Origin of the sequence: Mycobacterium sp. IS-836, assembly GCF_001954275.1 — a bacterium.
Taxonomy (GTDB): domain Bacteria; phylum Actinomycetota; class Actinomycetes; order Mycobacteriales; family Mycobacteriaceae; genus Mycobacterium.
This window is the reverse complement of sequence record NZ_MBEU01000012.1, coordinates 1-23,578: the sequence shown is the minus strand read 5'-3', so window position 1 is coordinate 23,578 and position 23,578 is coordinate 1. Positions and strand designations below refer to the sequence as shown.

The 23,578-nt window shown below is 68.5% G+C and carries 25 protein-coding genes; 3 read left to right on the top strand and 22 right to left on the bottom strand.

The genetic code is table 11. The features are described from left to right. The 8 genes from A5747_RS06355 to A5747_RS06320 form a co-directional block, all read right to left on the bottom strand. Positions 1 to 800 (bottom strand): alpha-hydroxy-acid oxidizing protein (locus tag A5747_RS06355; RefSeq protein ID WP_142245464.1); only part of this gene is annotated, 800 nt, incomplete at its 3' end. A 2-nt stretch (positions 801 to 802) separates the two neighbouring features. Next, on the bottom strand, positions 803 to 1,651 hold the full coding sequence (locus A5747_RS06350) for a siderophore-interacting protein (protein ID WP_076122814.1): 849 nt from the start codon (positions 1,649 to 1,651) through the stop codon (positions 803 to 805). Between the two features lie 32 nt (positions 1,652 to 1,683). After that, positions 1,684 to 2,835, bottom strand: a complete 1,152-nt coding sequence (gene dprA / locus A5747_RS06345) for a DNA-processing protein DprA (protein WP_076122813.1) — start codon at positions 2,833 to 2,835, stop codon at positions 1,684 to 1,686. Next, positions 2,832 to 4,343, bottom strand: a complete 1,512-nt coding sequence (locus A5747_RS06340) for a YifB family Mg chelatase-like AAA ATPase (protein ID WP_076122812.1) — start codon at positions 4,341 to 4,343, stop codon at positions 2,832 to 2,834. The genes dprA and A5747_RS06340 overlap by 4 nt, the downstream gene beginning before the upstream one ends. After that, the gene (locus A5747_RS06335; RefSeq protein WP_076122811.1) at positions 4,343 to 4,720 is read right to left on the bottom strand and encodes a YraN family protein; all 378 of its coding nucleotides are present in this window, start codon (positions 4,718 to 4,720) and stop codon (positions 4,343 to 4,345) included. The genes A5747_RS06340 and A5747_RS06335 overlap by 1 nt, the downstream gene beginning before the upstream one ends. A gap of 91 nt (positions 4,721 to 4,811) precedes the next feature. Then, positions 4,812 to 5,627 (bottom strand): formate dehydrogenase accessory sulfurtransferase FdhD, encoded by an 816-nt coding sequence (fdhD, locus tag A5747_RS06330; RefSeq protein ID WP_076122817.1) that lies wholly within the window; start codon positions 5,625 to 5,627, stop codon positions 4,812 to 4,814. Beyond that, on the bottom strand, positions 5,624 to 7,945 hold the full coding sequence (locus A5747_RS06325) for an FdhF/YdeP family oxidoreductase (protein ID WP_142245463.1): 2,322 nt from the start codon (positions 7,943 to 7,945) through the stop codon (positions 5,624 to 5,626). The genes fdhD and A5747_RS06325 overlap by 4 nt, the downstream gene beginning before the upstream one ends. 46 nt (positions 7,946 to 7,991) lie before the next feature. After that, positions 7,992 to 8,972, bottom strand: a complete 981-nt coding sequence (locus A5747_RS06320) for an NAD-dependent epimerase/dehydratase family protein (protein WP_076122809.1) — start codon at positions 8,970 to 8,972, stop codon at positions 7,992 to 7,994. 207 nt (positions 8,973 to 9,179) lie between these two features. On the opposite strand from A5747_RS06320, the gene A5747_RS06315 reads away from it, so the two are divergent. Further along, positions 9,180 to 9,914 carry a GAF and ANTAR domain-containing protein gene (locus A5747_RS06315; protein ID WP_076122816.1) on the top strand — a complete coding sequence of 245 codons (735 nt, stop codon included), beginning with the start codon at positions 9,180 to 9,182 and terminating at the stop codon, positions 9,912 to 9,914. Positions 9,915 to 9,933: 19 nt separating this feature from the next. Here the strand turns inward: A5747_RS06315 and A5747_RS06310 are convergent, their stop codons facing one another. The 4 genes from A5747_RS06310 to rplS are packed head-to-tail and all read right to left on the bottom strand — an operon-like array spanning position 9,934 to position 12,298. Next, positions 9,934 to 10,239 (bottom strand): DUF2469 domain-containing protein, encoded by a 306-nt coding sequence (locus tag A5747_RS06310; protein WP_076122808.1) that lies wholly within the window; start codon positions 10,237 to 10,239, stop codon positions 9,934 to 9,936. Positions 10,240 to 10,295: 56 nt separating this feature from the next. After that, positions 10,296 to 11,015, bottom strand: coding sequence for a ribonuclease HII (locus tag A5747_RS06305; RefSeq protein ID WP_076122807.1), 720 nt, complete (start codon positions 11,013 to 11,015; stop codon positions 10,296 to 10,298). 2 nt (positions 11,016 to 11,017) lie between these two features. Continuing rightward, the gene (gene lepB, locus A5747_RS06300) at positions 11,018 to 11,902 is read right to left on the bottom strand and encodes a signal peptidase I (RefSeq protein WP_076122806.1); all 885 of its coding nucleotides are present in this window, start codon (positions 11,900 to 11,902) and stop codon (positions 11,018 to 11,020) included. Between the two features lie 54 nt (positions 11,903 to 11,956). After that, complete coding sequence (gene rplS, locus A5747_RS06295; protein ID WP_076063490.1) at positions 11,957 to 12,298, bottom strand: 50S ribosomal protein L19; 342 nt, start codon at positions 12,296 to 12,298, stop codon at positions 11,957 to 11,959. A 346-nt stretch (positions 12,299 to 12,644) separates the two neighbouring features. Here rplS and A5747_RS06290 point away from each other — a divergent pair, with 346 nt between their 5' ends. Beyond that, positions 12,645 to 13,616 carry a hypothetical protein gene (locus A5747_RS06290; RefSeq protein ID WP_076122805.1) on the top strand — a complete coding sequence of 324 codons (972 nt, stop codon included), beginning with the start codon at positions 12,645 to 12,647 and terminating at the stop codon, positions 13,614 to 13,616. On the opposite strand, the gene trmD is transcribed toward A5747_RS06290, so the two are convergent. The 8 genes from trmD to A5747_RS06250 form a co-directional block, all read right to left on the bottom strand. After that, positions 13,613 to 14,302, bottom strand: coding sequence for a tRNA (guanosine(37)-N1)-methyltransferase TrmD (gene trmD / locus A5747_RS06285; RefSeq protein ID WP_076122804.1), 690 nt, complete (start codon positions 14,300 to 14,302; stop codon positions 13,613 to 13,615). The genes A5747_RS06290 and trmD overlap by 4 nt on opposite strands. 2 nt (positions 14,303 to 14,304) lie before the next feature. Further along, positions 14,305 to 14,829 (bottom strand): ribosome maturation factor RimM, encoded by a 525-nt coding sequence (rimM, locus tag A5747_RS06280; protein WP_076122803.1) that lies wholly within the window; start codon positions 14,827 to 14,829, stop codon positions 14,305 to 14,307. Between the two features lie 13 nt (positions 14,830 to 14,842). Next, positions 14,843 to 15,085 (bottom strand): RNA-binding protein, encoded by a 243-nt coding sequence (locus A5747_RS06275; protein ID WP_003878715.1) that lies wholly within the window; start codon positions 15,083 to 15,085, stop codon positions 14,843 to 14,845. A gap of 5 nt (positions 15,086 to 15,090) precedes the next feature. Further along, positions 15,091 to 15,651, bottom strand: a complete 561-nt coding sequence (rpsP, locus tag A5747_RS06270) for a 30S ribosomal protein S16 (protein WP_076122802.1) — start codon at positions 15,649 to 15,651, stop codon at positions 15,091 to 15,093. Positions 15,652 to 15,812: 161 nt separating this feature from the next. Next, positions 15,813 to 16,244 carry a nuclear transport factor 2 family protein gene (locus tag A5747_RS06265; protein WP_076122815.1) on the bottom strand — a complete coding sequence of 144 codons (432 nt, stop codon included), beginning with the start codon at positions 16,242 to 16,244 and terminating at the stop codon, positions 15,813 to 15,815. A 32-nt stretch (positions 16,245 to 16,276) separates the two neighbouring features. Then, positions 16,277 to 17,056, bottom strand: a complete 780-nt coding sequence (locus tag A5747_RS06260; RefSeq protein WP_198938136.1) for a S9 family peptidase — start codon at positions 17,054 to 17,056, stop codon at positions 16,277 to 16,279. Positions 17,057 to 17,069: 13 nt separating this feature from the next. Continuing rightward, positions 17,070 to 17,762, bottom strand: coding sequence for a tryptophan 2,3-dioxygenase family protein (locus A5747_RS06255; RefSeq protein WP_076122800.1), 693 nt, complete (start codon positions 17,760 to 17,762; stop codon positions 17,070 to 17,072). Positions 17,763 to 17,880: 118 nt separating this feature from the next. Continuing rightward, entirely contained in the window at positions 17,881 to 19,266 is a 1,386-nt protein-coding gene (locus tag A5747_RS06250; RefSeq protein WP_076122799.1) for an NAD(P)/FAD-dependent oxidoreductase, read from the bottom strand. 79 nt (positions 19,267 to 19,345) lie between these two features. Between A5747_RS06250 and A5747_RS06245 the strand changes: the two genes are divergently transcribed. After that, the gene (locus A5747_RS06245) at positions 19,346 to 20,221 is read left to right on the top strand and encodes an alpha/beta fold hydrolase (RefSeq protein ID WP_076122798.1); all 876 of its coding nucleotides are present in this window, start codon (positions 19,346 to 19,348) and stop codon (positions 20,219 to 20,221) included. 78 nt (positions 20,222 to 20,299) lie between these two features. Here A5747_RS06245 and A5747_RS06240 read toward each other — a convergent pair whose 3' ends face one another. Next, a complete protein-coding gene (locus A5747_RS06240) occupies positions 20,300 to 21,100 on the bottom strand; it encodes a class I SAM-dependent methyltransferase (RefSeq protein WP_076122797.1) in 801 nt (266 codons plus the stop codon). A gap of 13 nt (positions 21,101 to 21,113) precedes the next feature. Further along, positions 21,114 to 23,578, bottom strand: a 2,465-nt coding sequence (locus A5747_RS06235; RefSeq protein ID WP_233147969.1) for a tryptophan 2,3-dioxygenase family protein, incomplete at its 5' end; no start/stop codon positions are given.

The following is a 23,578-nucleotide window of genomic DNA, read 5'->3' as shown; positions in this document are numbered from 1 at the left end:
TTGACCTTGGGTATCTTCACTCTGGCGGAGATAGACGGCAGCGCGCATGTGGTGTACCCTACACCAAACAGCGGGTTTCCGAAGAGTTGTATCCAGCGCAGCACGGCGCCCTGCGGGTCCTCCTCCGGCGGCCGTTGCAGGCCGGCGCGGAAGACCGGATCGGTGGTGTAGTTGGCCAGGCAGTGGCCGCGCAGCTGGGGGAAGTTCGACGTGCTCAGGTCGCGCGGGCGCCAGCCGGTGACCCAGGTGTCGAGCGTGACGACGATGCCCTTGAAGCCCGCCGTTTCGGCGCGCTGAACGAGGCTGGCGGCCAGGTCGCGGTCGGTCGGTGTGTAGAGCTGGAAAAACCCGGGCGTATCGCCGAGGGCGGCGGCGACGTCTTCCATCGGGTCGACGGTCAGCGTCGAGGCGACCATGGGCACGCCGGTGGCAGCGGCCGCGCGTGCGGTGGCCAGGTCGCCGTGCCCGTCCTGGGAGCAGAGCCCGATGACGCCGATCGGCGCCATGAACAGCGGGGCCGGCAGGGTCAGGCCGAACAAGTCGACGGACAGGTCGCGCTGGGCGGCGCCGACGAACATGCGCGGGTACAGGCCCCACCGTTCGAAGGCCTCGCAGTTTGCGCGCTGGGTTCGTTCGTCGCCGGCCCCGCCCGCCACGTAGGACCAGATCGAGGGTGGCAGTGATTTTTCGGCCTTGGCTTCCAGTTCCGCGAAGACCATCGGAAGCTTCGGCGCCACTCCGGCCAGGCCCTGCAGGTAGATCTCGTTCTGATAGTCCCCGAAGTGGGGTGGGGGTACCACCGCTAGGCCCCGGCCTCAGTCTCGGCCAGTTCCTTCTTCCATTGCCGGAACGTCTCTTCGGTGCGGCCGCGTCGCCAATAGCCGGAGATCGACGACGCCCACGTCGCGTCCACCCCGCGCTCTTTGCGGATGTAGGGCCGCAGGTTGTGCATCACCGTCTGCGCCTCGCCGTGGACGAACACGTGCACCTGCCCGGGCAGCCAGGGGGTGGTGGTGACCGCCTCGATCAGCGGCGCGTGATCCCCGGCGCGGTCCTCGGGAACCAGGTCGGCGCGCCCGCCCCGATAGACCCAACTGACTTCGACGGAATCCGGTGCGGTCAACGGGATTTCGTCCTCCTGGCCGGCGACCTCAATGAACACCTTGCCAACCGCATTGGCGGGCAACGCTTCCAGAGCGGCGGCGATGGCGGGCAGCGCGGACTCGTCGCCGGCCAGCAGGTGCCAATCGGCGGCCGGGTCGGGGGTATAGGCGCCCCCGGGACCCATCAGGTAGATCGGCTGGCCGGGTTGGGCCGCCGCCGCCCATGGGCCCGCGACCCCGTGCTCGCCGTGCACGACGATGTCGATGGTGATCTCGCGGGCTGCCGGGTCGACCTGGCGAACGGTCATGGTCCGTACCGAGGGCCTTTTCTCCGGCGGCAGGTCGGCGAAGCTGTCCAGCGTCAACGGCTCCGGCAGTGCGGCCACGTCGACATCGTCTGCGACGAACGCCATCTTGACGTAGGAGTCGGTGAACTTGCTGGGCACGAAGGTCTCGAAAGACCTGCTGCCCAGCACCACCCGCACCATGTGCCGGGTGAGTTGCTTGGTACCGACGACTTCGAAGCTCTGCAGAGGCCGACCTGCCACTTATCCTCCTGTTCAGACCCGACCCTCGTCGACTATACGAGCCGCGTGGTCCTGGCAGCTTGGCCGCCGCCGGCGCGGACGATCCGCCACCGTCCCTCGCGACGCTCGGCGAAGCCGGCCACCTCGAGCATCGCGAGCGGTCCGAGTACCTGCTGGGACGCCAGTCCGGCCGCCACGGCGATCTCGTCGACCGTGACGGCGCCGCGGCCCGGTAGCGCCTCGTATACCTGACGCTCGGCCTCGCCCAGCCCGTCCAGCGCCGTGGCGGGCCGCGGCTCCTCGGATGCCAGCTCACCGATGCGACCAACCAGTTCGACGATGTCGTCGGCTCGGATGACCAGTTCCGCGCCGTTGCGTAGCAGCGCATGGCATCCCGCCGACGCCGATGACGTGACGGGGCCGGGCACGGCGGCCACCACCCGTCCCAGGGCCCGCGCCCAGGCGGCGGTGTTCGCGGCGCCGCTGCGCAGGCCCGCTTCGACCACCACCACCGCGCCGGCGACGGCGGCCACCAGACGGTTGCGGGTCAGGAACCGGTAACGGGCCGGGCGCACACCGGGCGGGTACTCGGTGAACAGCAGCCCGTGCTGACCGATGCGATGCAGTAGCGCCGAATGCCCGGCGGGATAAGGGACGTCGAGCCCGCCGGCCAGCACGGCCACGGTGACCCCGTCGGCCGCTAGCGCCGCGCGGTGGGCCGCGCCGTCGATCCCGTAGGCCCCGCCGGATACGACGGCGACGTCGCGCTCGACCAGACCGGCCGCCAAATCCGCCGCCACGTGCTCGCCATAGGTGGTCGCCGCTCGGGTCCCGACCACGGCGGCCGCTCGGCACGCCACCTCATCCAGGCGTGCGGGACCGAGCGCCCACAACACCATTGGCGGCCCGCCGCGCGGACGGGCGCCCCCGCCGCCGAACGCCGCGAACGCGAGCGGCCACTCGTCGTCATCGGGCGTGATCACTCGTCCGCCACAACGCGCGAGCAGCTCGAGATCGGCTGCGGCCAGGTCTATTTCGCGCCTGGCCTCGGTGTGGCGCGCCAGGTCGTCGTTGACCAGGCCGCGGCGGACCCGATCGGCCGCCTCCTGCGGGCCGACGCATCGCACCAGGGCGGCCAGTTCCGGACAGGGCGGCTCCGCGACCCGCGACAGGTAAGCCCACGCGGACAACACCGGATCGGTCATCGCTGTGCCCCAGGTTGCCGAAAGCTCAGCGCGGCAGCGACTTCGTCGAGCCCGGGCGCGGTGCGGCCGGCCAAGTCGGCCAGGCTCCACGCGACGCGCAACGTGCGATCCAGGCCGCGGATGGACAGCAGCCCACGGTCTAGCGCCGTCTTCAGCGGGTACATCGCGGCGTTGCCGGGTCGAAACTTTCGACGCAACAGCGTCCCGCTGACTTCGGCGTTCGTGCGGAACCCGTGAGGGCGCCAACGCTCGGCGGCCGCGTCGCGCGCCGCCGCCACCCGCCGGCGAACCTGCGCGGTCGATTCGCCGTCGGTGACCGAGATCGCCCCGGCGCGCACCGGATGCATCTGCACCCGCAGGTCAACGCGATCCATCAGCGGCCCGGACAGCTTGCCCAGGTAGCGGCGCTTGGCCGCGGCAGCGCAGACGCAGTCCTGCGGGTCGGCCGGCGCGCATGGGCACGGGTTGGCGGCCAGCACCAGCTGGAAGCGGGCCGGGTAGCACGCCACCCCGTCGCGACGGGCGAGGCGAATCTCCCCGTCCTCCAACGGCGTTCGCAGCGCTTCCAGCGCGCTGACGCTGATCTCGGCACATTCGTCTAGGAACAACACGCCGCGATGCGCCCTACTGACCGCGCCGGGGCGGGCCATCCCCGAACCCCCGCCGACAAGCGCCGCGACGCTGGAGCTGTGGTGCGGCGCGACGAACGGCGGACGGGTGATCAACGGCGTATCCGCCGTCAGCAGCCCGGCCACCGAGTGGATCGCCGTGACCTCGAGGGCCTCATCGTCCGACAGCGGCGGCAGCAGTCCCGGAAGGCGTTGCGCCAGCATCGTTTTGCCGACCCCCGGCGGCCCGGTCAGCATGAGGTGATGCGCACCGGCGGCCGCGACTTCCACAGCGAACCGCGCCTGCGCCTGTCCGATCACGTCGGCCAGATCCGCCGTGGGCTCCGGGTCCGTGGTCCCGGCGCTGATCCTGGGGTCCAGGCCGCCGGAGGCGCCGAGCCAGCCCTGCAGTTGGCGCAGCGTGCGCACGCCCCAGACGTCGATCCCGTCGACCAGGCTGGCCTCCGCCAGGTTGTCCACCGGGACGACGACCGCCGGCCAGCCGTCGCGTTTGGCCGCCAGCACGGCGGGCAGCACCCCGCGTACCGGGCGCACCCGGCCGTCCAGCGACAGCTCACCCAGCAGCACCGTCTTCTCCAGGCGCTCCCACGGGTGCTTGCGCTGCGCGGAAAGCACCGCGGCCGCCAGCGCGATGTCGTAGACCGATCCCATCTTCGGCAGCGTCGCGGGTGACAGCGCCAGCGTGAGCCGGGACTGGGGCCATTCATTGCCGCAATTGGTGACCGCCGCGCGGACCCGGTCACGCGACTCTTGCAGGGCGGCATCGGGCAGGCCCACCAGGTGCACCCCCGGCAGGCCGGAGGTGATGTCGGCCTCGATTTCCACTGTCGCGCCGTCCAATCCGCGCACCGCCACCGAGAATGCCCGCCCCAGCGCCATCAGCCGATCCCCTGCAGGTGGGTGATCTCCGGGGTGCGTTGGCGCCCAACTCGCACGCCGATCACGTCGATGCGCAGCGCCGCCCAGCGCTCACCCTGGCCGGCCAGCCACAGCCCCGCCAGGCGGCGCAGCCGCCGGGCTTTCCGCTCGGTGACCGCATAGGCCAGGCCCCCGTAGCCGTCGCCGGTCCGGGTTTTGACTTCGACGAACACCAGGGTTCGGGTGGCGTCGTCGCAGGCGATCACGTCGAGTTCGCCGTAGCGGCAGCGCCAGTTGCGCCCCAGGATCCGCAATCCCATCCGCGTCAGGTGATCCACGGCGAGCGCTTCGCCCATCGCTCCCAGCTGGGCGCGGGTCAGAGTCGTTTCGATCGTCATGCGGCCAACGTGCCCGCTGGCTCCGACATGACGCGGCCGAGGGCCGGCCGAAATGGACGGTTATCCCCAGTCCCGGGTCTATCCCCAGGCGCTACGTGATCCGGTCGGTCCAGGTGTAGACGTTCATCGAGTCCTGCCGCAGGAACGCCACCAGCGTCACCCCGGACTCCTCGGCCAGGGAGACCGCCAGCGATGACGGCGCCGACACGGCGGCGAGCACGGGAATCCCTGCCATCACGGCCTTTTGCGTCAACTCGAACGACGCCCGCCCGCTGACCAGCAGCACCGTCGCGCTCAGCGGCACCCGGTCGTGCTCGAGCGCCCAGCCGATGACCTTGTCGACCGCATTGTGCCTGCCGATGTCCTCGCGCACGGCCAGCATGGCGCCGTCCACACCGAACAACGCCGCGGCGTGCAGCCCGCCGGTGCTCGCGAAAACCTTTTGGGCGGAGCCGAGTTGGTCCGGCATCGCCTTGAGCGTGGCCGCGGCCACCGTCGCCGGATCCGAACCGGGCGAAAACCGGCCCATCAGCCGCACCGCCTCCAGCGATGCCTTGCCGCAGACCCCGCACGACGACGTGGTGTAGAAATTGCGGGTGACATCGAGGTCGGGCGGCGCGATGCCGGGAGCCAACGTGACGTCCAGAACGTTGTAAGCGTTTTCGTCGTCACGCCCTCCGCAGTAGCGAATGGTCAGCACGTCCTCGCGGCACCCGATGATTCCCTCGGTGAGCAGAAAGCCTTGCGCGAGTTCGATATCCGAGCCCGGCGTCCGCATCGTCACGGTCACCGGGGCGCCGTTGACGCGGATCTCCAGCGGCTCCTCGACGGCGAGGGTTTCCGGTCGGGTGACCGCCCGATCGGCGCTGAGATGCCTGACCCGCCGCCGCGCGGTGACGTGGCCTATGACGCCGGCTCCAATCGCACGATGATCGCCTTGGACACCGGGGTGTTCGATTTGGCCGCGGTGTGATCCAGCGGGACCAGCGCGTTGGTCTCCGGGTAGTACGACGCGGCGTTTCCGACCGGGGTCGAATAGCCCACCACCAGAAAGTCCTTCGCGCGCCGCTCCTGCAGCCGTTGATCGGCGTCGGTCCACTCCGAGACCAGGTCGACCCGCTGGCCCTCCACCAGGCCCAGCGCCGAGATGTCGGCGGGGTTGACGAACACCACGCGGCGGCCACCCTTCACGCCGCGGTAGCGGTCGTCGAGCCCGTAGATCGTGGTGTTGTACTGGTCGTGGCTGCGCAGCGTCTGCAGCACCAGCCGGCCCGGCGGCACTGGCACCCACTGCAGCGGATCCGCTGCGAAGTTGGCTTTGCCTGTGCTGGTGCGGAATTCGCGTGTATCACGCGGCGGGTGCGGCAGTTGGAATCCGTCTGGCTGGCGCACCTTGCGGTTGTAGTCTGCGCAGCCGGGCACCACCGCGGCGATCGCGTCGCGGACGGTGTCGTAGTCGGCCGCGAACCGCTCCCACGGCACCGGATGCGCCGCGCCGAGCAGCCTGCGGGCCAACTGGCAGACGATTTCCACCTCGCTGCGCACCTGGTCGCTGGGTGGGTGCAGGCTGCCCCGCGACAGATGCACCATCGACATCGAATCCTCAACCGAGACAACCTGTTTCCGACCTCCGCGGACGTCGCGGTCGGTGCGGCCCAGCGTCGGCAGGACCAGCGCGGTGCTGCCGTGCACGAGGTGGCTACGGTTGAGTTTGGTCGAAATCTGTACCGTCAGCGCGCAACTGCGCAAGGCCGCTTCGGTGACGGCGGTGTCGGGGGTGGCCGACGCGAAGTTGCCGCCCATGCCCACGAACACCCGGGCCCGCCCGTCGCGCATCGCGCGGATCGCGGCCACGGTGTCATACCCGTGCTTGCGCGGGCTGCTGATGCCGAATTCGCTGTCCAGGGCGGCCAGGAACTGCTCGGGCATCTTCTCCCAGATGCCCATCGTGCGGTCGCCCTGCACGTTGGAATGGCCACGCACCGGGCACACTCCCGCGCCCGGCTTGCCGATCATGCCGCGCAGCAGCAACAGATTGGTGATCTCGGCGATGGTGGCCACGGCGTGGGTGTGCTGGGTCAGGCCCATAGCCCAGCACACGACCGTGCGCTCCGATGCCATCAGCATCGCGGCCACGCGTTCGAGTTGTTGCCGTTCGACGCCGCTGGCCGCGTGCACGGTGTCGAAGTCGATCCGCAGCGTCCGGCGCCGGTACTCGTCGAAGCCGGCGCAATGCGAGTCGATAAAAGAACGGTCGATGACGGTGCCCGGGGCGCGGTCGTCGGCCTCGAGCAACAACCTGCCCAGACCGGCGAACAACGCCATGTCGCCCCCGAGGCGGATCTGCACGAATTCGTCGGCGATCTGGACCCCTTGCCCCACAAGCCCGTTAACCTTCTGCGGGTCCTTGAAGCGGATCAACCCGGCCTCGGGCAGCGGGTTCACCGCAATGATCTTGGCGCCGTTGGCTTTTGCCTTCTCGAGCACCGAGAGCATCCGCGGGTGGTTGGTGCCGGGGTTTTGTCCGGCGATGACGATCAGGTCGGCCTGCTCGACGTCGTCGACGGTCACCGATCCCTTCCCGATGCCGATCGACTCGGTCAGCGCCGAACCCGAGGACTCGTGGCACATGTTGGAGCAGTCGGGCAGGTTGTTCGTGCCGAAGCAGCGGACCAGCAGCTGGTAGCAGAAAGCCGCTTCGTTGCTGGTGCGACCCGACGTGTAGAACACGGCTTGATCCGGGTTCTCCAGTGCACGCAGCGCCTCGACTATCAACTCATAAGCGTCGTCCCAGCCGATCGGCCGGTAGTGGTCGTCACCGGGCCGCAGCACCATGGGCTGGGTGAGGCGGCCCTGCTGGGAAAGCCAATACTCGGGCTTCGCGGACAGCTCGGCCACCGAGTGCCGGGCGAAGAACTCCGGCGTGACGGTGCGCTTGGTGGCCTCTTCTGCGACGGCCTTGGCGCCGTTCTCGCAGAACTCGGCGAGCTTGCGCCCGCCCGGCTCCTCCGGCCATGCGCAGCCGGGGCAGTCGAAACCGTTGCGCTGATTGAGCCGCGCGAGGGCGGCGGCGGTGCGCAGCGCGCCCATCTGCTCGAGCCCCCGCTGCAGCGAGACCAGCACCGCCCGCATGCCCGCCGCCTCCTGTTTGGGGGGCGCGACGGTCACGGCGTGTTCGTCGTAGTCGGCGGGGATGTCGCCGGTCACCGGACGGTGAAACCTCACGAATTCAAACTACATTGACCCGCGCTCAGACCGCCTTCACACGCCTTCACACCGACGACGCCAACTCCGCCAAGGTCTCCGCCGCGGAGTGCACCGGCAGCCAGCCGAGTTCCTTTTTCGCTTTGGCGGTGTCCATCACCACCGACGTCCGGGCGACGTGCAGCCATTCCAGCATCGACGGGGCGAACGGCACCTTCGAAATCGCGGCGGACGCCGCCGACGCGGCGGCGGCGGGTACCCGTATCGGTCGGCCGCCCAGCGCCTTGGCCACGTCGGCCACCGTCACCAGGCCGTCGCCGGCGATGTTGTACGAACCCGGCGGCGTCGGAGCGGTGGCCGCGAGCGCGATCGCGGTGGCGACGTCGTCATGGTGGACCAGTTGCAACGGGAAACCGGGGTCCGGCACCACCGGTTTGAGCGCCGGCACCATCTTGGTCACCGCGCGAATGGGACCGGGCAGCCGGTTCCACGGCATCGCGTCGGCCAGCGCGGGAGCGTTGGGTCCGGCGACGATGCACGGCCGCAGGATGAATACCTCGAGCGGCGAGTCCTGGGTGACCTCGGCGAGCAACGCCTCACACGCCGCCTTCTGCGCCGAGTAGTAGTGCTCGGGTGACCCGCGGGGCGGCACGTCCTCGGTGAGCGGGACCGGATTGTCGGAGTGGTAGCCATACGCCGCGACCGAGGAGGTGTACACCAGGCGCCGCGGCCGCACGCTGCTGACCGTCGCCTCGAATACGTTGCGCGCGCCCTGCAGGTTGATGCGCTCGCTCTCCTCGCGCGACCCCATGATGAGGAACGCCAGGTGGACCACCACGTCGGCCTGCGCGACCAGCGCGTCGACGGCCTCACGGTCCAGGATGTCGCCCTGCTGGTAGGTGGTCTTGACCCAGCCGCGCGACGACGGGTCGAACGGCCGGCGCGCCATTCCGACGATGGTCTCCACCGCGGGCTCACGCTCCAGCGCCGTCACCGCGGAGATGCCAATTTCACCCGTCGGCCCGGTCACCGCCACCGTAATTCCCACCTCAGGTCTCTTCCCGGCAGCCGGTCAGCCAAACCGTGCCTACGAAAATCGCTGGTCGCCTTCGCGATTTCCCCGCAAGGATGCAGTGCTGGCCCACGGGTCAACGGGTATGCGTAGGGTCAATGAAGCGCGCTGGTTGATATGCACGCCGACCTCCAGCAGGGCGGGTCGAATCGCCGACACCCGCCGGAAATGAGGCACCACAACATGGCAGACGAATCACCGCACGACGGGGCGCCGCCCGGCGGAGAGAAGGCCGACCCCGCGACGGTCTTCGCGGCCCTCGCCGAAATCATCTATCAAGGCTCGGACGCCTCGCAGATGTACGCGGCCATCTGCGTCGCCGCGACCCTGGCGATCCGCGGCTGCGACCACGCCAGCCTGTTGCTACGCGAGAACGACCGGTATATCACCGTCGGCGCGAGTGACCGGCTCGCGCAGCAGATCGACGAGCTGGAACGCCGCGCCGGCGACGGCCCGTGTATCGATGCGATCGAGGAGGAAACCCCACAGATCGACCCCGACCTCACCACACCGTCGCTGTGGCCCAAGCTCGCCGCGGTCCTTGTCGAGGAGACCCCGGTGCGTGGCGCGATGGGATTCCGGCTGCTGGTCAACAAGCGCAAGGGGGCCGCGCTGAACCTATTCAGCGACACACCCAACATGTTCGACGCCGAGTCCGCCGGACGAGCGGCGGTGTTGGCATCGTTCGCCAGTGTGGCCATCAACGCCATCGCCAAGGGCGAGGATGCCGCCAGCCTGCGGCGTGGGCTGCTCAGCAACCGCGAAATCGGCAAGGCGGTCGGCATGTTGATGCTGCTGCACGAGTTGAGCGAGGACGATGCGTTCGAGCTGCTGCGGCGCCATTCGCAGGCCCTGAACATCAAGCTCGCGGAAGTGGCGCGGGCCGTCATCGAGAATCGCGGTCACCTGCCGGAGTAACCCGGCGCCCCGGGCCCGGCTATTCGGGCAGCCGCAGTTCGGGCTTTTCGACCTCTTCGATGTTGACGTCCTTGAAGGTGACCACCCGCACCTGCTTGACGAAACGCGCCGGCCGGTACATGTCCCATACCCACGCGTCGGACAGTCGCAGCTCGAAGTAGACCTCACCGTCGGCGTTGCGCGGCATCATCTCCACGCTGTTGGCGAGATAGAAGCGCCGCTCGGTTTCCACCACGTAGCTGAACTGGCCGACGATGTCCTTGTATTCGCGGTAGAGCGAGAGCTCCATCTCGGTTTCGTACTTTTCGAGATCCTCAGCACTCATCTGCGACTCATCTACTCAGACGTCCTTTTCCCGGCAATCCTGGTCCCCATCTTTCCTCACGAATATTCGCCACCCAAGTCCGGTAGGTCCGGTTTACACTCCGCCACCACCCGGCCGTTTGACCCGTTCGCCACCCGCCGCACGTTGATGAACGAGTAGCGGTGCTCGGCGCAGGGGCCCAGCCGGTTCAGCGCCAGGCTGTGCGCGGGCGTGCCGTAGCCCTTGTGCTCGGCGAAGCCATAGCCGGGGTGCACGGCGTCCATCGCGACCATCAGCCGGTCGCGGCTGACTTTCGCCAGCACGCTGGCCGCGGCGATACAGGCGGCGGCCGCGTCCCCGCCGACGACCGGCAGCGAGGGCATCGGCAGCCCGGGCACCCGAAAGCCGTCGCTCAGCACATAGCCCGGACGCACCGACAGGCCGGCCACGGCGCGGCGCATCCCCTCGATGTTGGCCACGTGCACGCCGCGCCGGTCCACTTCGACCGACGGGATGAACACCACGTGGTAGGCCACGGCGTAGCGGCAGATCAGCGGGAACAGCTTCTCCCGCACCTTTTCGGTGAGCTTCTTCGAATCATCAAGGGCGGCAAGGCTTTCCAGCCGCCCGGTCCCGAGGACACATGCGGCCACCACGAGCGGGCCCGCGCAGGCGCCGCGGCCGACCTCGTCGACCCCTGCCACCGGCCCCAGGCCGCTGCGGTGCAGCGCTGACTCCAGGGTTCGCAACCCCGACGACTTGCGGATCACCGTCCGCGGCGGCCAGGTCGTGGCCATCGCTACTGGCTCTGTTGGGGGTTCACCGAACCCACACCGCCCCATCGTGACGGCGGCCAGACGATGAACCTGGCCTTGCCGATGACATTGGGTACCGGCACCGTCCCCGACATCGGGTCACCGGTGCACAGCACACCCCGAAGCGCGTCGGCCGGAACGCTGGTGCAGTGCGCGCGCGAGTCCGCCGAGTGCGTGCGGTTGTCCCCCATTACCCACAGCCGGCCCTGCGGGACGGTGACCGGCCCGAACTCGCTGCCCAGGCACGGGTACACCGACGGGTCGGCCATCATGGTGGACGGATCCAGGTATGGCTCCTTGAGCGGTTTGCCGTTGACCGTCAACCCGGTGTCGGCCCGGCACTGCACGGTCTGCCCCCCGACCGCGATGACGCGCTTGACCAGATCGTTCTCGTCGGGCGGCACGAAACCGATGAACGACAGCGCGTTCTGGACCATGCGCAGCGCGGCGTTGGGTGAACGGATCGACTTGTACCCGACGTTCCACGACGGCGGTCCCTTGAAGACGATGACGTCACCGGGGTGCGGTGCGCCAAATCGGTAGCTGAGCTTGTCCACCATGATGCGGTCACCGACGCAGCCCGTGCAGCCGTGCAGCGTGGGTTCCATGGATTCCGACGGGATCAGGTAGGGGCGCGCCACGAACGTCAACATCACGTAGTAGAGGACGATCGCGATCACTGCCAGGATCGCGAGTTCGCGCAACGCGGACTTCTTCTTCGCCTCTGGCTCGACCGCCTCGGGCGGCAAGGGGGGCTTTGGTGCCGGCTCGAGCCCGTCGCCGGGCGCCTCCGGGTCGCGGGTGGAGACCTTCGGCTCTGACTGACCAGCGTCGGACTGGGGCTCGGGTGCGTCCGGGGTATCGGTCACGAGATCAGCGTAGCCAGCGCGGATTGCGGCTTTGGCAGACCTGGGCGCACCGGGTCAGCGCTTCTCTTTGATCTTGGCCTTCTTGCCGCGGAGTTCACGCAGGTAGTACAGCTTGGCGCGGCGGACGTCGCCACGGGTCACCACCTCGATGTGGTCGATGTTCGGCGAATGCACCGGGAAAGTCCGCTCGACGCCGACGCCATAGCTTTCCTTGCGCACGGTGAACGTCTCGCGGATGCCGCCGCCCTGCCGGCGGATGACGACGCCCTTGAATACCTGGATGCGCTCTTTGGCGCCCTCGATCACCTTGACGTGCACGTTGATGGTGTCGCCCGGGCCGAAGACCGGGAGGTCGTCGCGCAGCGACGCCTGGTCGACGAAGTCCAGCCTGTTCATGGTGAGAAAACACTTCCTCGGGGTCGCGGCCTGGGGCAGCTGCCCACGCGTGTGAGCCGGCCGCCAAGCCGATGGGTGTTCGGGCTTCCGGGCGTATCTCGCAGCGGACGGGGAAGGTCCGGGCCGCTGATGGCCGCGAGACAACTGGTCAATTGTGCCAGACGGCCCGCGTGCATTGAAAATCACAGGTAAACCCGCGGTTCACAACGCGCCGAAATCGCTGGTGAATGGTACACATGACTCGGGTCAAAACGCGCTAGTCGAACCGCACCTCAGCGTGATGCCCGGGCAGACGGCGATGCGGCCCGCCCACACGAACGTTTACCCAGACGTCCGGAGGAGACCGATGCGCGCACGGCCGCTCACTGTGCTCACCGCCATGGCGGCGGTGACGCTGGTGATCGCCGGGTGCGACGAGGCAATCGTTTCGGCGAAGGTCTCCCCGAGGGCGGCCAGCCCGCCGGCGCACACCACGACCGATCGCCCGGCGCAGCCCCCGCAACACGCCGAACTCATGCGGGACGTCGGCTCGATGCCCGCGCCACCGCAGGCGCTGCCCAGCTCCGGGTTCGACGGACTGCAGGCGCGGGTCCAGCAGGCGACCGATGAGGCCGCCGCGGCCGGCGCCGCCCTGTCGGTAGCCATCCTCGACCGCAAGACCCATCAGCTGGTCTCCAGCGGCAACACCCAGATCGTCGGCACCGCATCGGTGGCCAAGCTCTTCATCGCCGACGATCTGCTACTGGCCGAATCCGAGGGCAAGACCGTCCTGACCCCGGACGACCGCCAGGCGCTGGATGCCATGTTGCAGTCCTCCGACGACGGCGCCGCCGAGAAATTCTGGGGCCAGGGCGGCGGAGACGCCATCATCACTCAGGTCGCGGGCCGCTACGGGCTGTCGTCGACCACCCCGCCCAGCGACGGGCGCTGGTGGAACACCATGAGCTCGCTGACCGACCTGGTCCACTACTACGATGTCCTGCTCGACGGCTCCGGCGGGTTGCCGGCGGAGCGCGCCAAGATCATCGTCAACGATCTGGCGCAGTCCACCCCGAACGGAATCGACGGCTACCCACAGCGATTCGGCATTCCGGATGGCCTGTACGCCGAACCGGTGGCGGTCAAGCAGGGCTGGATGTGTTGCATCGGCAGCGCGTGGGTGCATCTGTCGACCGGACTGATCGGCGCGGACCACCGCTACATCATGGTGGTCCAGTCGCTGCAGACGTCCGATGACACCACCGCACGCGACACGATCACCCGTGCGGTCAAGACGATATTTCCCCACGGCCGAATCGGATCCACCCCCGCCGATTAGTCGCCGGACAGGTCCGGCCGGCGCTCCCGGGTCCGCTCCTGCGAAACCTCGCGACGCCAGGCGGCGATTCGCGCATGATCGCCCGATAGCAGAACGTCGGGAACGTCGAGGCCACGCCAGCTCGGGGGCCGGGTATAGCTCGGCCCCTCTAGGAGCCGGTCCAGTTGCGGCGAATGCGAATCCTCGCGATGTGACGCGGGATTGCCCAGCACGCCGGTCAGCAGCCGCAACACCGCTTCGATCATCACGACGGCCGCCGACTCCCCGCCCGGCAGCACATAGTCGCCGATCGAGACCTCTTCCACCCGCATCCGGCGGCCGGCATCCTCGACGACCCGCTGATCGATGCCTTCGTAGCGGCCACAGGCGAACACCAGGTGCGCCTCGCCGCTCCAGCGCTGGGCGGTGGCCTGCTTGAACAACGTGCCAGCGGGAGTGGGAACGACCAATAGTGTTTCGGCGGAACAGATTTCGTCGAGCGCTTCGCCCCACACGGGCGCCTTCATCACCATGCCCGGACCCCCGCCGTAGGGCGCATCGTCGACCGAGCGATGCACATCGTGCGTCCACCGCCGCAGATCGTGCACTCGCAGGTCGACCAGACCCGACTCGATCGCCTTGCCCGGCAACGACTGTCGCAGCGGGTCCAAATACGCCGGGAAGATCGTCACCACATCGATGCGCATGACTACCCCAGCTCCAGCAGGCCCTCGGGCGGGTCGATCTCGACCACGCCGTCGTTCAGCGACACCGACGTGACGATCGCGCCGACGAACGGCACCAGCACTTCCCCGTCGCCATCGCGTCGCACCGCCAGCAATTCGCCCGCCGCCGTATGCAGCACCTCGGCAACGACGCCGACGTCCTGCCCCGTCGCCGTCCGGACGCGCAGGCCCTCGAGCTGATGGTCGTAGTAGGTGTCCGGCTCGTCGATCGGCGGCAGGTCATCGGAATCCACCACGAAAAGGCTGCCGCGCAACGCCTCGGCGGCGTCGCGGTCGTCCACTCCCGTCAACCGCACCAGCAGCCGTCCGCCGTGCTCGCGGACGTCGGCTACGACATAGCTGCGCTCCGGGCCGTCACCTCGAGATTGCCTGGCGCGCAACGTAACACCGGGCGCAAACCGGGCGGCGGGATCGTCGGTGTGGACCTCCACCACCACCTCACCGCTGATGCCGTGCGCTTTGGCGACGCGCCCGACGAGCAGCTCCATGAGCAGCGCTGCCCTACTGGTCGGTGTCCACCACGTCGACGCGGATTCCGCGGCCACCGATGCCGGCGACCAGCGTGCGCAATGCGGTCGCGGTCCGTCCCCCCCGACCGATCACCTTGCCCAGGTCGTCGGGATGAACATGTACTTCGACGGTTCGGCCGCGCCGGCTGGTCACCATGTCCACCCGGACATCGTCGGGGTTGTCGACGATCCCCCGAACCAGATGCTCGACGGCATCCACCACGACGGTGCTCACGACAGTCAGCTTTCGGTGGTCGGTTCGGACTGCTCGCCGCCCTCGGCCGGCGCCTCAGCCTTCTCGGCTTCGGGGCTGGCTTCGGCGCTGGGCTCAGCGCTCGTCTCGGGAGCGGCCTCGGCGGCGGGCTCAGCGCTCGTTTCGGGAGCGGGCTCGGCGGCCTTGGCGGCCTTCTTGGCCGGGGCCTTCTTCTTCGGCTTCGCGGCCTCGGTGGTGGGTTCGCCCTCGGCGGCGGCCAGCGCGGCGTTGAACAGCTCGAGCTTGCTGGGCTTGGCCGGCTTGACCTTCAGGCGGCCCTCCGCGCCGGGCAGCCCCTTGAACTTCTGCCAGTCGCCGGTGATCTTCAGCAGTTTGAGCACGGGCTCGGTGGGCTGGGCGCCCACGGAAAGCCAGTACTGGGCACGCTCGGAGTTGATCTCGATGAGGCTCGGGTCTTCCTTCGGGTGGTAGCGGCCGATGACCTCGATCGAACGGCCGTCGCGCCGCGTGCGTGCGTCGGCGACGGCGATTCGGTACTGGGGATTGCGGATTTTGCCAAGCCGAGTCAGCTTGATCTTCACAGCCATGGTTAAGCGAGTTCTCCTGTGTGTGTCACGCTGCAATTCAGCGATCCGGGCGGATTGCCCGGATCCGGTTTTGCCTCGCGTGTGTGACCGCCCAACGGCCGTAGTCGCGGGGCGGACAGCCGCCCATTGTGCCAGAACGCGGACCCCCGGCGGAAATTCGCCTACATCACCTTCTGGAACGTCTTGGTCTCCACCCGCCGCGTCATCCGCCAGCCCTCGGGGGTGCGCACGAACTCGTCGTCGTACCACAGGCCGCAAAACAGCACCTGCTCTTGTTTTGCTTGGGGGTCGCCGGGCAGCACCATCGGGTTGAAGCAGATCACCCGAGACGACGCGGTGTCCCCGTCGATGCGCACCGAGAAGTTGCCGAGCATGTGCGCATACACCGGGAAGGTCGGCAACACTTCGGACAGCCACTTCTTCACCTCGGGGTAGCGGCCGTCGATGCCGCCGAGCTCGCGGTAGTCAATGTAGGCGTCGGGGGTGAAGACCTTGTCCAAATCGTCGAAGCGGCGGTTGTCAATGGCGGTGGAATAGTCCACCAGCAGCTGCTGGATCTCGAGGCGGTCGGATATTTCGGCCAGGCTCAACATGCCTTGATTCAACACCGCGGCCCGGCGGCCAGCTACGCGAGATCGATGACCGCCGCGCGGCACGCCGCCCACGCGGGCGAGGCCACATCGATCAGCGCGTAGTGATCGGTGCCGGGGAGCGTCAGCAGCCGCGAGTCGTCGCCGGCGTGCCGAGCCGCCGCGACGAAGCGCTCCGACTGAACCAGTGGCACGTCGCCATCGTCGGTGCCGTGCACGCAAACCGAGGGAACGCCCATCGGAAGCAGGGCGCTGGGGCTGGCCAGCGAGCGGTCCTCGGCGTCGCTCACCGGGCCGCCGAGGAAGTTGCGGACCGCCCCGGCGCCCAGGTCCTCCTCGAGCGCGAGCGCCAGGTCCAGGACTCCCGCCTGGCTGACGAAGCCGGTCAGCGGCACGAGGGGCGAGGCCCCGGGCGCGCCGGCGGGCAGCGACTTCCGGCCGGCCAGCCAGCCGGCGAGCTGACCTCCCGCGGAGTGCCCGATCGCGACGACCCGCGACAGGTCGAGGCGACCCGCTGCCAGGGTTTGGCCGGTCGCGGCGAGCAGGTCGACGGCGGCGGCGACGTCGAGGCAGGTGGCCGGCCAGCCACCGCCCCCGCCCTCTGGGTCCTCGCCCACCCTGCGGTATTCGACGTTCCAGGCGGCGAAGCCGTGCCGCGCGAGATCCTCGGCCAGATCGGAGGTCAGGTCGGCGCCGTAGGCCGTCCGCCAGAACCCGCCGTGGATGACGACAGCAATCGGCCAGGGACCCGGGCCTTCGGGAAGGCTGAGCACGCCGTACTGGCTCGGATGGGTGCCGTAGCGTACGAGCGTCACGCGCAAACGTGTCCTACGACGGGCGGGGAGTCCCGTCCAGGCAATCGATCAGGTAGCTGACCCCGGCCGAGCCCCCGGTGCCCGGGCCGTCGCCGATGAAACGGCGAACCGCGTCCAGGTGGCCGAGCCGCCAGCGGGTGAGGCCGGCGATGAAGACGTCGAGCTGCGCGTTCAAGTGCAGTTTCTGCCGGCGGCCGGCGCTGTCGCCGCGCCGATCGGCGGCGATCTCGAGCAGCCCCGCCACGGGAGCGTGGTCCGCGCCCGTCAGCAAGGTCGCTAGCTGAGGGGACTGTGCGGCGCTCACGCCCTGCAAGTGAGGCCGGAACCGGTGGAAGTCGTCCACCGCGAGATGTTCCAGGGCGCCCTGCGTCGCAAGCGTCAGTTCCAGCACGGCATTGGCGCGCTTCAAGCGATCGATCGCCTTGTCGAAATCCGCAAGGCGAGCGGCCTCGAGCGCGACCTCGAGGTCCGCGAGAATCTGCGAAACCCACAGCTCAGAGACTTGGTGGATGATCAGGAAGAATCTCTCGTCGCCCCAGGCGGCGGCATCGCCGTTGGCGAACAAAGGCCGGACGGCGTCGAGCAGGCCGTCGAGGTGCAGGTAGTCAGCGTAGGTGAGCCTCTTGCCCGCGGCAGTCCGCTCGGCCTCGCCGTCGTGATGGTCCGAAAGACCACTGGCCGGGCATACCGCGGGAATTACATTCACCGAACCGGCATGCGTTGCCCACCCGTTACTCCCCATGTGTGGCACCGTACCCGAGCATTTGCCCGCCGGGGCCGTATTCCACGATGTCGTTGTCGGGCTCGACCCAGGGCGAAAGCGCTCAGGGGCCCCCTGCGCGCAGACCCTCCACCCCGGTGGCTCGGGCCGTTTTGGGGCGCCGGTTTGCTGCGACGATCCGCATCAGGAACGAGGGCTGCATGAGCCGGCCCGGTGGGTCGACAAAGTGCTGCACCCGCAGGAGCGCTTCGGTGACCGCCGGGTCGTTGGCGGCGGCTGCCTGCACCTTCTCGGAGTGCCAGTTCATCAAGCGCCGTAGGGCGCGACGCCAACCACCCGCCTGGGACACGGCGAAATCGTTGAGCCGGTTTCCCCGCCACACGGGGGCGATCTGCTTGGCGGCCGCCTTGAAGAATCGCCGGCTCAGGTCGCCGTCGCGATCGGCCAGACAGTCTCGAAGCGCCACGGCCTGCAGCGCGGCCATGGTCATGCCCTGCATGTACACCGGGTTGAAGCTGCAGATCGCGTCGCCGATCACCAGCAGCCCCCCGGGGAATCGGCGCAGCTTGTCATAGCGCCGCCAGGTGCTCGCCGGGTACCGCTGCGCGGACAACGCACCGAGCGGCTCGGCCGCCCGCAGCGCATCGATCAGAAAAGCCGGCGCGAATTCCGCGGCGCAGTCGATGACGCCGGGCAGGTCGTCGGGCAGTTCGTAGCCGTCGATGCCGAACAGGGTCAGAATCCAGGTGCCGTGCTCGTAGGCCACCACCACCACGCCGACCGGGCGGTCGGGCGTGATGCCGACCGAGATCGCGTTCTCGTCGAGCATGCCTTCGGGAATGCGCAGAAATTGACTGGCGTAGCTCAGCTGCACCGGGTAGCGCTGTTCGACGGGTCGCTCGTAGCCGAGGTTGACGAGGAACGCCGGCATGCGCGCGGCCCGGCCCGTCGCATCGACCACCATGTCGGCGTCCAGCACGGTTTCCGCACCGGTGTCACGGTTGACCACCCGAACACCGGTCACCCGATGGGCCGGGTCGGCGATCGGCTCGACGACGTCATGGCCCTCCAGGAACGTCACGTTCGCGAGGGCGCGGACCCGTCGCCGGACGTGGGACTCCAAAAATGGCCGGCTCGGTTGATAGATGAAAAGCGCTGCCGGGTCGGCGAATTCGCCGGAGAGGTCGAGCTCGTGCTGGCCCAACCGGACATAGGCGCGGGATTGGTCGTTGTCGAGGACGATGGCGCCCCCGGCGACGAGTTCGTCGAGCAGGCCGGGGAACAGCTCGCCCAGCGCTGTCGACCCCGTGCTCAATAGCGCATGAAAGTGCCGTCCCTGGGGCACGCCGCGCCGCTGTTCGGCGCCGTCGGGCAGCCGGTCGCGCTCGACCAGTGTCACCGTTTCGTAAAAGTCCGACAGCACTCGGGCGGCCAGCAGCCCGGCCATGCTCGCGCCGCAGACAACGGCTCGCTGTCCGAGCTTGCTCATCGGCACTCCCCTCCTCCCGCGCTGCTGCAAGTATGGCTTCTGTACCGCTTCTGTATGGCGTAAAGGGAGTCTCGCAGGGATGAAGTCAGACGATCGCGCCGATACGGGCGAGGTAGTACGGCTGGCGGACGGGCGCGGAATCGGCTTCGCCGAGTACGGCAACCGCGACGGGCCGGCGCTGTTCTACTTTCACGGCGATCCCGGTTCTCGGCTCGAGGCAAGGTTTTTGGCGCAGGCCGCCGAGGATGCCGGGGTCTGCCTGCTTGGCGTGGATCGCCCGGGCATGGGGCTCTCGACCTATCAACCCCGGCGCCGGCTGCTCGATTGGCCCGACGATGTGGCCGAGGTTGCCGACCGGCTGGGTATCGACCGGTTCTCGGTCATCGGGGTCGCCAGTGGTGGGCCCCACGCGGCGGCGTGCGCCTACCGGATCCCGGGCCGGCTCAAGGCCTGCGGCCTGGTCTCGCCCCTCGGCCCCTTCGGCGCGGCCAGGGCCCTGCTGTCCAGGTCGATCCCGTGGGTCGTCACCCCGCTCACGTCTCGCTCGTTCGCCGACCCGGAGCGCGGTGAGCGCCGGTTGCGGCGCCTGGCGCGCGGCTGGGTCGAAGCGGATCGGCGGGTCCTCGACCAACCTGGGGTCGCCGAGCTGATGGCCGCGGTGCTGGCCGACGCGTTCCGGCAAGGCCCGCGCGGTCCGGCCCGCGAGGGCGCAATATTCGGGCGCCCGTGGGGTTTCTCGTGGCGCGACATCGAGATGTCCGAGGTGTATCTCTGGCACGGCGAGCTCGACCGCTCGGTACCGATCGGCGTGGCCCGCGCGATCGCCGACGAACTACCGCACTGCACCGCCACCTACTACCCCGACGAAGGACACATCTCCCTGATCGTCAATCGCGCCGGCGACCTTGTGGCCGCCCTCACAAGTGGCGGACCACAAGATGGCGGCGCGCCGTAGACCCACGACTGCGCTCCAACTGCCCTCGCAGCTGGTGATTCCTTGCGTAGCTGGGTTATTCGTCGGTGCTCGAACAGTTCACCGGGACCGCGGTTCGTGATCCGGGTGACGATTGCCGGGTTGCCGTGCGCGACTCGCAACCACCACCATCGCGCCCCGCGCTCGGCGGAATTCGACGTTAATCGCCGGGTCCGCATCGTGGGCGAGCGCACGTAGCGCCGACAGGCTATAGGCGCGTAGTGCGCTGATTACCTCGTCGTGTATTAGCGGAAATAGCGCAGCAAACGGCAGCGTCAGTGCCAGCATCATCAAGTGGACCGGTGCCGACGGCCTGTGGGCGTCAATGATCAACAACTTGTCTGCAGCGCGGGTCCCTTCGGCGAACACCCGGGAGGCCAGAGCAGGCGGCAAGTGATGCAACGACAGCGCAAACACTGCGAGGTCGTAATCCCCGTCTTGCGCGTCGATTGCCGCGGCATCCATTTCGCGCACCGTGGCGCGGGGGTGACTGCCGAGGTCACTGGCCGCGATGGCCGCCACAAACGTGGGATCGATGTCGGTCACCGTCACCTGAGCGGTGGGATGAAGCTCCAGCAGCTTGCGGGACAGCCCGCCGTGACCGGACCCGAGTTCTAAGACCTTGGGAGAGGAGATATTGGCCACCTCATCAAGAACCATACGGGCGCCCGTCGTGTGCAGGGCAAACAACCGTTCGACCCTGTCAAGCGAGCGAATCACCCTGCGCTTGAGTTTGTCTACATCGTCGCGATCGAGGTATTCCAGCCGGTTGGTCTGCAACCGCCGGTCCAGCCAGGAGGCGTCAGGCCCGCCCCGGGGCATGGTCGCGATGTCGCGAGCCGGCTCTTCGATGTTTGCCATAGTGGGTGCCTCCTTATGATGGGCGGCTTGCCTCGATCAATTGATCGATCAGGTAGTCGACGCCGGCGCTGCCGCCGGTGCCTCGGTCTCCCCCAATGAAGCGGCGGACTGCGTCCACGTGCGCCAGCCGCCACCGCGTCAGGCCGGCGATGAACACATCGAGCTGCGCGCCCAGTTGCAGTTTCAGTCGGCGGTCGCCGCGGTCGTCGTCGCGCCGATCGGCGGCAATCTCGAGGAGGCCCTTCACCGGAGCGTGTCGAACACCCCGCAGCAAAATTTCGAATTGCGCCGACTGTGCCGCGCTCACACCCTGTAGTCGGGGCCGGAACCGATGGAAGTCATCCACCGCAAGATGTTGTAGGGCACCCTGTGTCGTCAACATCAGTTCGAGCACGGCGTTGGCGCGCTTCAAGCGTTCGATCGCCCTGTCGAAGTCCGCCAGGCGGGCGGCCTCCAGCGCGACCTCGAGGTCGGCGAGGATCTGCGAAGCCCACAGTTCGGAGGTTTGGTGGATGATCAGGAAGTATCTTTCGTCGCCCCAAGCGCAGCGGTCGCCGTCTGCGAACAACGGCTGGACGGCGTCGAGCAGCTGGTCGAGGTGCAGGTAATCGTCGTAGCGCAGTCTGCTCTTGTCCCCCGGCTTGGGGTCGGCCGCAACGTCGGCGGGAGCCAAGCCTCCCCCACCGCTTCGCACATGCGCGCAGATGCCGCCGAGGGCGTCAAACCACAACCGGCTGAGCTGGGTGACCTGCTCGCGATCCAGGGCCGATGGCGCCCACGTCCACTGGGCGTGCAGTTGCGGGCCGGCATCGGTGTCGACGGTGACGGCGTTGACGGCCGCGGTGTGCGCCAGCGGCATGGCGCGGCCGGCGCCGCCGCTGTCGGTGAACGACGACCCCCAATAGCCGATCCGCCAGACATCACCATCGGCCGAAGCATCGAGCACCGGTACACCCAGGCGCCCCAGGTAGTTGAACCCGATCGGCGGGTCGGACCCGGCCAGATCAACATCGGTGTTCAGATAGCGCAGCAGCCCATAGGTCAGGGGCCGGGGTAGGGCACGAAGTTGCGCGATAGCGTCCTTGATCACCAGGCCCAGTGCTGATTCGCCGGCCGTCACCTGCGCCCAAGGCAGCCCGCCTACCGTCAACGACACCGGGGATTTGGTGGTGAACCACCCCACGGTGCGCGACAGGTCAACATCGGGGGCCAGCTCCTCGTCGCGTCCGTGGCCCTCGACGTCGATGCCGATCGGGGTGTCGCCGGTGCCCAAAAACTCCGCCCACGCCAAGGCGAACGCGATCAGCAGGATCTCGTGCACCCCGGCATCACACCCGGCGGGCACCTCGCCGAGCAGCATGCGGGTGGTCCCGACATCCAGCGACGCCTCCATGTGCTCAGCCGTGACAAACGTATCGACGTCGGGGTGAACTGCGGGCAGCGCGGGAGGGATCGCCACGACCTCCCTCCAGGCGTCCGCTTGGCCCACGACTTCCGGGCAGCGCGCGTGCTCGGCCAGCAGCGACGCCCAGCGGGCAAACGATGTCCCCGCCGCGGGCAATACCACTTGCCGGCCCACCCGGTGTTGACTCCAGGCGGTGTTGAGGTCATCCAGCAATATCCGCCACGACACCACGTCGACGGCCAGATGATTTGCGATCAGCGCCAATTGGCGGGTGGAAGCGACCCACAGCGCGCTGAGTACCGCCCCGGCGGCCGGATTCAACCGAGATTGCGCCTCCGCCAGCGCCTCGTCGGACCACACGTCCACCGAGTGCAGGCAATCGCTCGCATCCACCGAGCCCGCGCCGGGCACCTCCAGAGACCAGCCGCCAGCGACGTCGTCGTCGACCCGGAGCCGCAGCATGGCATGCCGATCCAGCAAGGCCTGCAGCATGACCACCACGTCGGCCTCGCTGACCCCCGAGGGAGCCTGCAACAACGCCATCAGATTGAGCTGCTCAACCGGGCCCTGAACACTTTGCAGCCAACGCATGATCGGGGTAGCCAACACCGGCCCGACACCCTCGTCGATCGGGCCGGCCGCACCGTCGGCAATTCCAACCACCCGGGCCAGCCGGGCCACCGTCGGCTCGACGAAAATATCGCGCGGCCTGCACATCAGGCCGGCGGCACGGGCCTGCGCCACCACCTGCATCGACGAAATGCTGTCTCCGCCGAGGTCGAAGAAGGAGTCGTCGATGCTGACGTGGTCGTGTCCGAGTGTGTGGGCGTAGATGGCGGCCAGGATTTCTTCGGTGGGGGTGGTGGGGGCGCGGTAGGCGCTGGTGGTGTATTCGGGTGCGGGGAGGGCGGCGGTGTCGAGTTTGCCGTTGACCGTCAGCGGTAGCGCGTCGACGGCGATCAGCGCGGCGGGGATCATGTAGGCCGGCAGCCGCTTGGCTAGTTGGTCGCGGATGGTGGCGGGGTCGGCGGTGCCGGTGATGTAGCCGATGAGGCGTTTGTCGCCGGGGCGGT